At 66.6% G+C, this 10,712-nt stretch carries 10 protein-coding genes; 5 read left to right on the top strand and 5 right to left on the bottom strand.

Going from position 1 to position 10,712, the window contains the following annotated elements:
• Positions 1 to 69: 69 nt before the first annotated feature.
• A complete protein-coding gene (locus CVM50_RS03860; RefSeq protein ID WP_085886029.1) occupies positions 70 to 483 on the bottom strand; it encodes a hypothetical protein in 414 nt (137 codons plus the stop codon).
• A 388-nt stretch (positions 484 to 871) separates the two neighbouring features.
• On the opposite strand from CVM50_RS03860, the gene CVM50_RS03855 reads away from it, so the two are divergent.
• On the top strand, positions 872 to 1,327 hold the full coding sequence (locus tag CVM50_RS03855; RefSeq protein ID WP_085886030.1) for a methylated-DNA--[protein]-cysteine S-methyltransferase: 456 nt from the start codon (positions 872 to 874) through the stop codon (positions 1,325 to 1,327).
• A 104-nt stretch (positions 1,328 to 1,431) separates the two neighbouring features.
• Here the strand turns inward: CVM50_RS03855 and phaZ are convergent, their stop codons facing one another.
• Positions 1,432 to 2,703 carry a polyhydroxyalkanoate depolymerase gene (gene phaZ / locus CVM50_RS03850; protein WP_085886031.1) on the bottom strand — a complete coding sequence of 424 codons (1,272 nt, stop codon included), beginning with the start codon at positions 2,701 to 2,703 and terminating at the stop codon, positions 1,432 to 1,434.
• A 145-nt stretch (positions 2,704 to 2,848) separates the two neighbouring features.
• On the opposite strand from phaZ, the gene CVM50_RS03845 reads away from it, so the two are divergent.
• Both CVM50_RS03845 and CVM50_RS03840 read left to right on the top strand, forming a co-directional pair.
• On the top strand, positions 2,849 to 4,657 hold the full coding sequence (locus tag CVM50_RS03845) for a PHA/PHB synthase family protein (RefSeq protein WP_085886032.1): 1,809 nt from the start codon (positions 2,849 to 2,851) through the stop codon (positions 4,655 to 4,657).
• A gap of 191 nt (positions 4,658 to 4,848) precedes the next feature.
• Positions 4,849 to 5,295 carry a phasin family protein gene (locus CVM50_RS03840; RefSeq protein WP_085886033.1) on the top strand — a complete coding sequence of 149 codons (447 nt, stop codon included), beginning with the start codon at positions 4,849 to 4,851 and terminating at the stop codon, positions 5,293 to 5,295.
• Positions 5,296 to 5,454: 159 nt separating this feature from the next.
• Here the strand turns inward: CVM50_RS03840 and CVM50_RS03835 are convergent, their stop codons facing one another.
• Complete coding sequence (locus CVM50_RS03835; RefSeq protein WP_085886034.1) at positions 5,455 to 6,039, bottom strand: outer membrane protein; 585 nt, start codon at positions 6,037 to 6,039, stop codon at positions 5,455 to 5,457.
• Positions 6,040 to 6,250: 211 nt separating this feature from the next.
• Between CVM50_RS03835 and phaR the strand changes: the two genes are divergently transcribed.
• Together phaR and CVM50_RS03825 are read left to right on the top strand one after the other, a co-directional pair.
• Positions 6,251 to 6,814 carry a polyhydroxyalkanoate synthesis repressor PhaR gene (gene phaR / locus CVM50_RS03830; RefSeq protein ID WP_085886035.1) on the top strand — a complete coding sequence of 188 codons (564 nt, stop codon included), beginning with the start codon at positions 6,251 to 6,253 and terminating at the stop codon, positions 6,812 to 6,814.
• 58 nt (positions 6,815 to 6,872) lie between these two features.
• A complete protein-coding gene (locus CVM50_RS03825) occupies positions 6,873 to 7,859 on the top strand; it encodes a LysR family transcriptional regulator (protein ID WP_085886036.1) in 987 nt (328 codons plus the stop codon).
• Positions 7,860 to 7,865: 6 nt separating this feature from the next.
• Here the strand turns inward: CVM50_RS03825 and CVM50_RS03820 are convergent, their stop codons facing one another.
• Complete coding sequence (locus tag CVM50_RS03820) at positions 7,866 to 8,822, bottom strand: ABC transporter ATP-binding protein (protein WP_085886037.1); 957 nt, start codon at positions 8,820 to 8,822, stop codon at positions 7,866 to 7,868.
• Entirely contained in the window at positions 8,819 to 10,705 is a 1,887-nt protein-coding gene (locus tag CVM50_RS03815) for a dipeptide/oligopeptide/nickel ABC transporter permease/ATP-binding protein (protein WP_085886038.1), read from the bottom strand. Before CVM50_RS03815 ends, CVM50_RS03820 begins: the two co-directional genes overlap by 4 nt.
• Positions 10,706 to 10,712 lie beyond the last annotated feature (7 nt).

Genomic DNA, 10,712 nt, shown 5'->3' with positions numbered 1-10,712 from the left:
CTCAGGCGCGCCGAACGCCGCCCTACCCGTTCTGACCGAGGGTCACGCTCCGGCCAGCGTCAACGTCCTTCAGGCCGCGGTTTCCAGCTTGTTTTCCACCAGGGTCGAAAGCTGCTGCACCAGGGCGTAGATATGCATCGAGGTGCCCGGCACGTTGGCGCCGGAGCGGGAGGCCTCGGTCAGCATGCCCTGGAAGAGGCTGATGGCGTTCAGCCCCGGCGGCACATCCGCCTCTGCCAGGAAGACCGGCTCGGCCACACTGGCGGGCGGCGGCGGGCTGGCATCATCGGCCACGCCGGAGCGGACGGGGTCCGCAGGCGGCGGCGGGGATTGCAGCGTCAGGCGCAGCAGTTCCGATGGCGCGGGCAGCGGTTGCTCTTCGGTTGGCGCGGCGCGCGCAGGGGCGGCACTCTCGCTTCCGGGGGCATTCGGTCTTGGGTCCGGCGCGTAGAGAGGGCGCGCCGTTGTCAGGGTCTCCAGCATGACACTCTCCTTTCTGACTGTCCGGGGCCCGGCAGGGCTCCTCGGGGCGGCGGCCCGTCTCCGGGACCGTCAGGGGGCCGCATGTGGCCCTGGCGGGCCCGGTCTTCTGTCCGGTCAGGCGGCACGGGGCCGTCTCGGCACGCAGGGGCCGCACGGGCGGCTATAGCAGTAAGGATGTGCAGATAACTCTTACCGGGGGCTTAATGGCGGTAAGGACTTGACCGGGCAAATCTTTACGCTTGGCCCATGATTGGCCGGTTTCCCCCGGTTCCAAGGGGATTTCCCCGACAAGTCTCGTCAAATACTGGGCAAGAGCCCTGTTGCCAACCGCGGCACAAAGGGCAGGTTTCGGGCTGATCCGATCGGCACGCCCTGCTAGGGTGGCGGCATGGATTGCCTCTCTCTCGAAACGCCCACAGGCCGGTTCTGGCTGCTTTCGGACGGCACCGCGATCACCCGCGCGGCCTGGCATCGGCTGGGCCCGGAGGCTCCCAGCCCGCTGCTGGAGGAGGCCGCGACACAAATCCGCGCCTACTATGCCGGGCAACGGCAGGTGTTCGACCTGCCCCTGCGGGTGGACGCCAGCCCCTTCCAGCAGGCGGTCTGTGATGCAATCGCCGCGATCCCCTTCGGCGAGACCCGCAGCTACGGCGATCTGGCGCGCGCCCTCGGCCGTCCGGCGCAGGCCATCGGCCAGGGCTGCGGCGGCAACCCGATCCCGCTGCTGATCCCCTGCCACCGGGTGCTGTCGACGACGGGCCTGGGCGGGTTCTCCGGCGACGGCGGGGTCGAGACGAAGGTGTGGTTGCTGAAACACGAAGGCGCGGCCGGGCTGCTGATCTGACAGCGGCGCCCGGAAAACGGGCAAGCGCCGGCCCCCACACACAGGACGACCCGCGACCTGGGGTCGCGGGCCTGTCGGCATCCCGTCTGTTACCTGCGGGGCGGTCAGACCGCCGCGAGCTTCGTCTTGCCGCTGGTCTTGGGACGGTCGGCATTCTCGTCGATGAATTTCAGCACCAGGGGGCGGATGTTGTTGCGCCAGGAGGAGCCGGCGAAGATGCCGTAGTGGCCAGCGCCGGGCTCCAGGTGGTTCGACTTCATCTTCTCGGGGACCCCGGTGCACAGATCCAGGGCGGCGACACATTGGCCGGGGGCGGAAATGTCATCCTTCTCCCCTTCCACGGTCTTCACCGCCACATCGGTGATCTTGCTGATGTCGACCTCGTGGCCATTGATGGTGAAGCAGTTCTTGGCGATCTCGCTGTTCTTGAAGATCCGCTCGACCGTCGAGAGGTAGAACTCGGCAGTCATGTCCATCACCGCCAGGTATTCGTCGTAGAACCGGTTGTGCCGGTCATGGTCGCCCGACTCGCCGCGGGCCACGCGCATGATCTGGTCGGTGAAGGCCTGGGCATGGGTGTCCAGGTTCATCGAAATGAAGGAGGTCAGCTGCAGCAGGCCGGGATAGACCTGCCGGCCGATGCCCTTGTACTTCGCCCCGACGCGCTGGATCATCAGCTGTTCCAGCTGGCCCATGCTGACGCGGTTGCCGAAATCGGTCACCTCGGTGGGGGTGGCATCGGGGTCGATGGGGCCGCCGATCAGGGTCAGGGTACGCGGCTGCGCCTCGGGGAAGATCTCCGCCAGGTAGGCGGTGGCCGCCAGGGTCAGGGGCGCGGGCTGGCAGACGGCGATCACGTTCACCTCCGGCCCCAGCTCCTTCATGAAATCGACAAGGTAGAGAGTGTAGTCCTCGACATCGAACTTGCCCTCGCTGACGGGGATGTCGCGCGCGTTATGCCAGTCGGTGATATAGACCTCGCAGTCGGGCAGCAGCGACACCACGGTCGACCGCAGGAGGGTCGCGTAGTGACCGGACATCGGCGCCACCAGCAGCACCTTGCGCGCCTTCTCCTCGCGCCCCTGGACCTCAAAATGGATCAGGTCGCCGAAGGGGCGTTCCACCACCTTGGCAATCGACACCAGATGGTCGCGCCCGTCCTCGCAGGACACCGAATGGATGCCCCAGTCGGGCTTGGCCACCATGCGCTTGTAGCTGCGCTCGGTGACCTCGCCCCAGGCCGCCATCATCGTCAGCATCGGGTTCGGCACCAGCGAAAACGCAGGGTAGGAGGCGAGACTAAGCGCCGAGGCGCCCATCCATTGCTGGGTATTGCGCACCGTCTCCATAAGATCGTAGCTTGCCATAAAGCGCATAGGTATCTCCATTCAGCGGGGCAGAACCCGGCTTCTCCGTTTCTGGGGTCTTCCGGGCCGCGCGCCTCCGCCCGCCCCCTCATCGGGGGCCAGGACCGGAGATCAGCGCATGCTGCAGAGCAGAAAATAGGGGGGAATCGTATAGATGACAACACAAGAGACCGAAGATGGCCCGCTTTCGAGCCAAGAAAATCTCGAAAAACTGAACGCAAACCTGGCCCGTGTCGAAGAACTCAGCCAGCGGTTCATCGCCGCGTTGAAGGAACGCCACGCCACCCCCGCCGGCCTGCAGGCCCCCTCGCCGGAGTTGTTCACCCAGGCCGCCGGTGCCTACTGGGCGGAGATGCTGCAGAACCCCGCGCGCATCTTCGAACACCAGCTGGAATTCTGGGGCAAGTCCGTCACCCATTTCCTTGAGGCGCAGGAGGCCCTGGCCAAGGGGCGGCTGGAAGCGCCGGAGGACAACCTGCCCCCCGACCCGCGCTTTTCCAACCCGCTGTGGAAGACGCATCCCTATTTCAACTACATCAAGCAGCAGTATCAGCTGAACAGCGAGGCGATGACCCGCGCCGTCGAGGATGTGGAGGATCTGGATCCCACCGAGAAGGAGCGGCTGCGCTACTTCACCCGCCAGATCGCCGACATGATGGCGCCGACGAACTTCCTCGCCACCAACCCCGACGCCCTGGAACGCGCGCTGGAGACCGAGGGCGAGAGCCTGGTGCAGGGGCTGGAGAACCTGGTGCGCGACCTTGAGGCCAACGGCGGTGAGATGCTGGTGCGCCTGGCCGACGACAGTGCGTTCCGCCTGGGCGAGAACGTGGCGACCGCGCCGGGCAAGGTCGTCTGGCGCAATCACATGCTGGAGCTGATCCAGTTCTCCCCGAGCACAGACGAGGTCCGCTCGACCCCGCTGATCGTCTTCCCGCCCTGGATCAACAAGTTCTACATCCTCGACCTGAAGGAACAGAATTCCTTCATTCGCTGGGTGGTCGACCAGGGCTATACCCTCTTCGTCGTGTCCTGGGTGAACCCCGACCGATCCTACCGCGACATCGCCCTGGACGACTACATCGAGGACGGCTTCCTGGCCGCGATCGAGCAGGTGAAGCAGATCACCGGGATGAAGCAGGTGAACACCATCGGCTACTGCATCGGCGGCACCACCCTGCACCTGGCCCTGTCGCTGATGAAGAAGCGCGGCGACCGCTCGGTCAAATCCGCCACCTTCTTCACCACCCTCACCGACTTTTCCGACCAGGGGGATTTCACCCCCTTCCTGCAGAACGATTTCGTCGATGCGATCGAGGAAGAGGCGATGAGCTATGGCATGCTCAAATCCTCGATCATGGCGCGCACCTTTTCCTTCCTGCGGTCAAACGACCTGGTCTACCGGCCGGCGATCCGCAGCTACATGATGGGTGAACAGCCCCCGGCCTTCGACCTGCTCTACTGGAACGGCGACGGCACCAACCTGCCGGCGAAGATGGCGGTGCAGTACCTGCGCGATCTTTGCCAGAAGAACCTGTTCACCACCGAGGGCATCGAGATCTGCGGCGAGACGCTGAAGATTGCGGACGTGACCCTGCCGATCTGCTCGATCACCTGCGAGACCGATCACATCGCCGCATGGAAATCCGCCTACCGCGGTTTCCTGAAGACAGGATCGAAGGACCGCACCTTCATCGTCTCGCAATCGGGCCATATCGCCGGGATCGTGAACCCGCCGTCGAAGAAGAAATACGGGCATTACACCAACGACGACCTGCCCCCCACGCCCGAGGAGTTCATGGAAGGCGCGACCTTCACCGAGGGCTCCTGGTGGCCCCGCTGGGAGGGCTGGCTGCGCAAGCGCTCGGGCAAGCTGGTACCGGCCCGCACGCCGGGAGATTCGACTCACCCCGCGCTCTGCGACGCCCCGGGAACCTACGTGGCAGCGCCCCTGCCCGCCTGACCTTTCCCTTGGGTCAACCGCGCCTCGCCCCTCAAGGCCTTGGCGCGGCTCACATTTCCATACGCCACTGACCATTCTCGCCGCAGTGCAGAAAAAACCTTGATTTTCTGCGCTGCAGCATTCATATTCTCCCTAAGATTGAAACGCCGGAGCCGGGGACGGTTCCGGGAAGGCCAGAAGAGGATGGACTAATGGCAAAGACCCAAGATTACACCGCGATCATGAAGGACTTCATGGGCGCTTTCCCTGTCGATACTTCCTCGATGGAAGACGCATTCAAGACCCAGGCGACGCTGAATGAAAAGCTGTCCGCCGTGGCTCTGGAGGCCGCCGGCAAGTCGACCGACCTGTCGACCAAGTGGACCAAGGAAACTCTGACCAAGATGTCGGAAATGTCCAAGGCGAAGACCGACCCGGCCGACTACGCCAAGGCGATGACCGATTTCGCCTCCGCCTGCGCCGAGATGTCGGCCGAGAACATGGCCGCCTTCGCCGAGATCGCGAAGAAGGTCCAGACCGACACCGTCGAGCTGATGATGGCCGCCGGCAAGGACATGACCGAGGAAGCCTCCGCCGCCGTGCAGAAGGCCACCAAGGACGCGACCACCGCGGCCAAGAAGGCCTCGACCGCGAAGTAAGTGACGTCTCCCCTCCCGGGAAGTCGCGCCCCAGATTGCTCCTCCCCCTTGTAATGGGGCGCATGAAGGAAGGGCGGATCCAGCAGGATCCGCCCTTTTCTGTTGTCTCTCTGCTGGCCACCCGGCGGGGCGCAGTACGGCCTGCGCCCCGCGCAGTCCTCAGAACCGGAAGGCCAGGCGCATCAGCAACGTATCGGCCTGCATGTCGGCACCGGGGACCCCCAGGAAGTCGTCGGCAAACCAGGTCCGCCGCGCCTCGGCGCCCAACACCACACGTTCGGTCAGCTTCACATCAATGCCCAGGCCGACGAAATGCCCCGTCTCGTCGCCCGGCGTCAGTTCCAGCTTGGCGACCCCCAGGGCCACATAGGGCAGCACCCGCCCCGCGTCGTATCCCGCCTGGACCGAAAGGTCATAGCGCGCCGGCTCTCCCAACCCGTCCACGTCCGCCTGGTCGTAGGCCAGTTCGGCGCCCAGCACCCAGGCGCCGACGTCGTGGCGATAGCACAGGAACAGCCCGCGGGTGTCGTGATCCAGCGCCACGTCGATGCCATAGCCGCCCAGTGAAGTGTCAGAGCGGCCGGTGCCCAGGGTCACCCCGGCATAGATCCCGGTCCAGTCGGAAACAGGCGCAGCGGGGGCCATCAAGGGCGCCGCCCCGATCACGGGCGCCACGGGATTGCCCGCCAGCGCAGGGGAACTCAGCAGGCCCAGCACGGCCGTCGCCACAGCGAATCGAAACATTTAATTTACTACCCAGTCAATTTGTTCAGATCTGAGTAACCATCGCCGGACCCGGGGTAGTAGGAGCAATGATAGTGGTGGTTAACACCATCTCCCGGCGCCACGGCCCTGCCCCATGGCAATTCCCGGCAGCCCCCTGACAGAGCTTTCTTTTTGTGAAACGGTGATCTAGGCTTCGCTGCAATGCTGCATAATCGGGGAGGGATAACCGGTGGCTGATAGTGAATCTCCGCTTCTCATCAAACGCTACGCGTCGCGCCGGCTCTACAACACCGAGACCAGCGACTACGTCACCCTGGAGGACATCGCGGGCTTCATCCGGGGCGGGCGCGAGGTGCAGATCGTTGATCTGAAATCCGGCGACGACCTGACCCGTCAGTACCTGCTGCAGATCATCGCGGAACACGAAAGCCGCGGCGAGAACGTGCTGCCGCTGAACGTGCTGAACGATCTGGTGCGCTCCTACTCGTCCTCCGCCGGATCGGTGGTGCCGCAATTCCTGGCAGCCTCCTTCGAGATGCTCCGCGACGGGCAGTCGAAGATGATGGAGAACCTGGAGAAGGTGAACCCGATGATGGCCAACATGCCCGGCATCGAGGCGATGCAGGCGCAGCAGGCGGCCTTCCTGAAGGCGATGACCACCGGCTTTTCCGGCAACTGGTCGGCGCCCACCGACGAGGAAGGCGGCAGCGCGACGCCGGCCGAGGGCGACGACCTCGACAGCATCCGCAAGCAGCTGGCCGAGCTGCAGTCGAAACTGTCGAAGATGAGCTGACCCCGGCCGCGCAGGCCCGGCAAGGGCCCTGCGCACCGAGACGAGCAACGGGCTGACCATGGCCGATAAAACCGCCGCCGCCTCTCCCGGACGGGTCACCCTCTGGGGGATCGAGGTCTTCGTCGCCACGGCCGAGGAACGCTCGATCTCGGCCGCGGCACGGCGCCTCGGCGCCAGCCCCTCCGCCGTATCGCAACAGCTGACCAACCTCGAAACCGCCCTGGGCGCCACGCTGCTGATGCGCCAGGCGCGGCCCATCACCCTGACCCCCTCGGGCGAGGCCTTCCGGCGGCGGGCCGAGGCAATCCTGACCGAGGCCGCCCAGGCCCGGGCCGAGCTGGCGGTGGCCGGCGCGCCCGCCCTGACCCGGCTGCGCCTCGGGGTGATCGAGGATTTCGAGGCCGACGTGACCCCGCGCTTGCTGACCCGCATGGCGGGCGATTTGGCCGAATGCCGTTTCCTGCTGGAAACCGGCGCCTCCCACTATCTGCACGATCAGCTGGACACCGAGGCACTGGACGTGGTGATCGCCGCCGAGATGGCCGAACCCGCCGACTGGGCAGAGGTGCATGACATCCTGACCGAGGATTTCATCGTCGCCACCGCCCCCGGCGCCGTCGATTCCGCGCGCCCTCTGCTGGACCAGCTGAAGGGCCAGCCGATGATCCAGTACACGACGCGGCATTACATGGGGCGGCTGATCTCGACCCACCTGGCGCAGCAGAACCTGCGCCTGGATCACCGGTTCGAGCTGGACAGCTACCACGCCATCCTCGCGTTGGTCTCCGCCGGCACGGGCTGGACAATCCTGCCGCCGCTGGCCCTGTTGCGGGCTCGGCGGCTCATGCCGCATCTCGACATCCACCCCCTGCCCTTCGCGCCGCTGTCGCGCCGGATCGTGCTGACCGCCCGCCGCGGCATCCTGAAGACGGTGCCGACGCGGCTGGCCACCGACCTGCGCGCGCTGCTGCGCCAGATCGCGGAGGAAACGGACGTGGCCCCCTACCCCTGGGTCGCCAGCTCGGTGCGGATCGCCTCCGACTGACGGGGGCTAGCCCTCCAGCGGATGGAAACAGGCCACGCGATGCGCCGCGTCGCCTTCCAGTTTCGGCACCCGCTGCCCACATTCTTCCGTCGCACGCGGGCAGCGCGCCTTGAAGGCGCAGCCCGCCGGCGGGTTCAGCGGGTCGGGCAGCTCGGTCTCCTTCCCCTCGGGCGCCGACAGGGCGCGCCCCACAACGGGGGCGGAACGGGCCAGCAGTTGCGTGTAGGGATGGCGCGGGGCACGGAAGATGTCCTCGGCCCGCCCCACTTCGACCACCGACCCGAAGTAGAGCACGGCAACGCGGTCCGACACGGCCTCCACCACCGCCAGGTCGTGGCTGATGAAGAGATAGGTCAGACCCAGCTTCGCCTTCAGGTCCGCCAGCAGGTTCAGCACCTGGGCCTGCACGCTGACGTCCAGCGCGCTGACCGGCTCGTCGAGGATCAGGATCTTGGCCTCTGCCGCCAGCGCCCGGGCGATGCCGATCCGCTGGGCCTGCCCGCCGGAAAACTCGTGCGGGTAGCGATCGAGGAATTCCTCGCGCAGGTTCACGGAGGCGAAAATCTCGGAAATGCGTTTCTCCCGCTGCGCCCGGTCCAGCCCGTGCAGACGTTTCAGCGGCGCCTCCATCACCTGGCGGATGGTCTTGCGGGGGTTGAGGGAGGAAATGGGATCCTGGAAGACATACTGGATCTTCTTGCCGAACTCCGCCGGATCGGCGTTGTCCAGAGGCGCCCCGTTGATCTCGATTGTGCCCTCGCTGGGCGGCAGCAGGCCAACCAGCATCCGCGCCAGGGTCGACTTGCCACAGCCCGACTCGCCGACGATGCCCAGGGTCTCCCCCTGCGCCACCACCAGGTCCACCGGCTGCACCGCATGCACCAGACCGCGCGGCGCGCCCAGCAGGCGCTTGCCGACCGGAAAGCTCTTGGCCAGACCGTCGAGTTTCAGAACCGCGCTCATGCCACGCCCTCCGATTTGAGCTCCGTTTCGGGGTAGAGACAGCGCACCTCGCGCGCGCCCGGTCCCTCCAGCGGGATCTCTCCCTGGCGGCAGGCGTCCTGCGCCTTCAGGCAGCGGGGCGCGAAGGCGCAGCCGGGCTCCAGCCGGTCGACGGCGGGTGGCAGGCCCGGGATCGCCTCCAGCCGCCGGCGACCGCCGCCCAGTTCCGGCACGCAGGCGATCAGCCGCGCGGTGTAGGGATGCGCGGGCGCGTCCAGCACCGCCTCGGTCGGGCCGGTCTCCACGATGCGGCCCGCGTACATGACGGCCACACGGTCGCACAGCTGCGCGACCACGCCGAAGTCATGGGTGATGAAGACGATGGCCAGCCCGCGTTCGCGGCGCAGGTCGTTGAGCAGCGACAGGATCTGCGCCTGCACGGTCACGTCCAGCGCCGTCGTGGGTTCGTCCGCAATGATGACATCGGGGTCATTGGCCAGCGCCATGGCGATGCCGACGCGCTGGCGCATGCCGCCCGACATCTCATGCGGGTAGCTGTCGGCGCGGCTTTGCGCATTGGGGATGCGCACCTGTTTCAGCAGGTCCACCGCGCGGCGTCGCGCCTCCGCCTTGCCGACCTTGTGGTGCACCAGGATCGCCTCGGCCAGCTGGTCACCGACCTTGTAGAGCGGGTGCAGCGTCGCCAGCGGATCCTGAAAGATATAGGCCACCCGATCCCCGCGCAGCCGGCGCAGGTGATCGTAGGGCGCCCCCACCAGGTCCTCGCCCTTGTAGCGCGCCGCACCCCCGGTGATGACGCCCGGCGGCGAGGCCACCAGCCCCATGACCGACAGCGCCGTGACCGACTTGCCCGAGCCGCTTTCGCCGATCACGCCGAGGCATTCGCCCGGCGCCACCTTGATCGAGACGCCGCCCACGGCCTTGTAGATGCGATCCTTGACGTGGAACTGGGTTTGCAGGCCCTGCAGCTCCAGCACCGCCTCGGCGTCTTCGGAGGCGGGCACGGGGCCCTTGCGGCGCACCTGCGTTGCCGCCATGGGCCGGGTCAGGGCGCCCGAGCGCAGGCGCGGGTCCAGCGCGTCGCGCACCCCGTCGCCCAGCAGGTTGATGCCCATGACGATGACCAGGATCATCGCCCCTGGCACGATGGAAGTATGGGGATTGGTGATCAGCGCGCCGCGCGCCTCGCCCAGCATCGACCCGAGGTCGGCCTGCGGCGGCTGGCTGCCCAGCCCGAGGAAGGACAGCCCCGCCGTTTCCAGGATCATCCAGCCGATGGTCGTGGACATGGCGATGACGATGACCGGGATCACGTTGGGCAGGATCTCCGTCAGGATGATGCGGGTGTGGCCGAGGCCCGCCAGACGTGCGGCATCGACGAATTCCTTGTTGGCCAGCCCCACCGTGACGCCACGGATGTTACGCGCGAAGAAGGGGATGTTGACGGCGGCCACGGCGATCAGCGCATTGACCAGCCCGGGGCCAAGCGCGGCGACGATGGCCAGGGCCAGCAGGATGTAGGGAAAGGCCATCAGCATGTCGACGGCGCGCATGATCAGGTTGTCCGTGCGCCCGCCGAAATAGCCCGCGATGATCCCGATGGCGGCCCCGAAGAAGGCCGCGAAGAAGGCGGCGGCAAACCCCACGGCAAGGCTGAGGCGCGTGCCGTCCATCAGCCGCGCGGCCAGGTCCCGGCCCAGGTGGTCGGTGCCCAAGAGGTGCCCTTCCGCGCCGGGCAGCAGGAAGCGGTTGGCGGTATCGGTCACATCCGGGTCCGGCAGCGGCAGCAGCGGAGAGATCAGCGCCAGCGCGATCACGATCACCAGCACGATCCCCCCGGCGGCAGCCAGGCGATTGCGGGCGATGAGGCTCAGGAATTGCATGTTGTGC

The organism is Pseudooceanicola marinus (genome assembly GCF_002786295.1).
Taxonomy (GTDB): domain Bacteria; phylum Pseudomonadota; class Alphaproteobacteria; order Rhodobacterales; family Rhodobacteraceae; genus Pseudooceanicola; species Pseudooceanicola marinus.
The sequence above is the reverse complement of the archived record's forward strand: the minus strand, read 5'-3'. Positions and strand labels throughout refer to the sequence as shown.

Bases quoted from the DNA above. Each gene is read 5' to 3' on its own strand.
- CVM50_RS03860 (WP_085886029.1), bottom strand. From the start codon at position 483: ATGCTGGAGACCCTGACAACGGCGCGCCCTCTCTACGCGCCGGACCCA.
- CVM50_RS03855 (WP_085886030.1), top strand. From the start codon at position 872: ATGGATTGCCTCTCTCTCGAAACGCCCACAGGCCGGTTCTGGCTGCTT.
- phaZ (WP_085886031.1), bottom strand. From the start codon at position 2,703: ATGCGCTTTATGGCAAGCTACGATCTTATGGAGACGGTGCGCAATACC.
- CVM50_RS03845 (WP_085886032.1), top strand. From the start codon at position 2,849: ATGACAACACAAGAGACCGAAGATGGCCCGCTTTCGAGCCAAGAAAAT.
- CVM50_RS03840 (WP_085886033.1), top strand. From the start codon at position 4,849: ATGGCAAAGACCCAAGATTACACCGCGATCATGAAGGACTTCATGGGC.
- CVM50_RS03835 (WP_085886034.1), bottom strand. From the start codon at position 6,039: ATGTTTCGATTCGCTGTGGCGACGGCCGTGCTGGGCCTGCTGAGTTCC.
- CVM50_RS03825 (WP_085886036.1), top strand. From the start codon at position 6,873: ATGGCCGATAAAACCGCCGCCGCCTCTCCCGGACGGGTCACCCTCTGG.
- CVM50_RS03820 (WP_085886037.1), bottom strand. From the start codon at position 8,822: ATGAGCGCGGTTCTGAAACTCGACGGTCTGGCCAAGAGCTTTCCGGTC.
- CVM50_RS03815 (WP_085886038.1), bottom strand. From the start codon at position 10,705: ATGCAATTCCTGAGCCTCATCGCCCGCAATCGCCTGGCTGCCGCCGGG.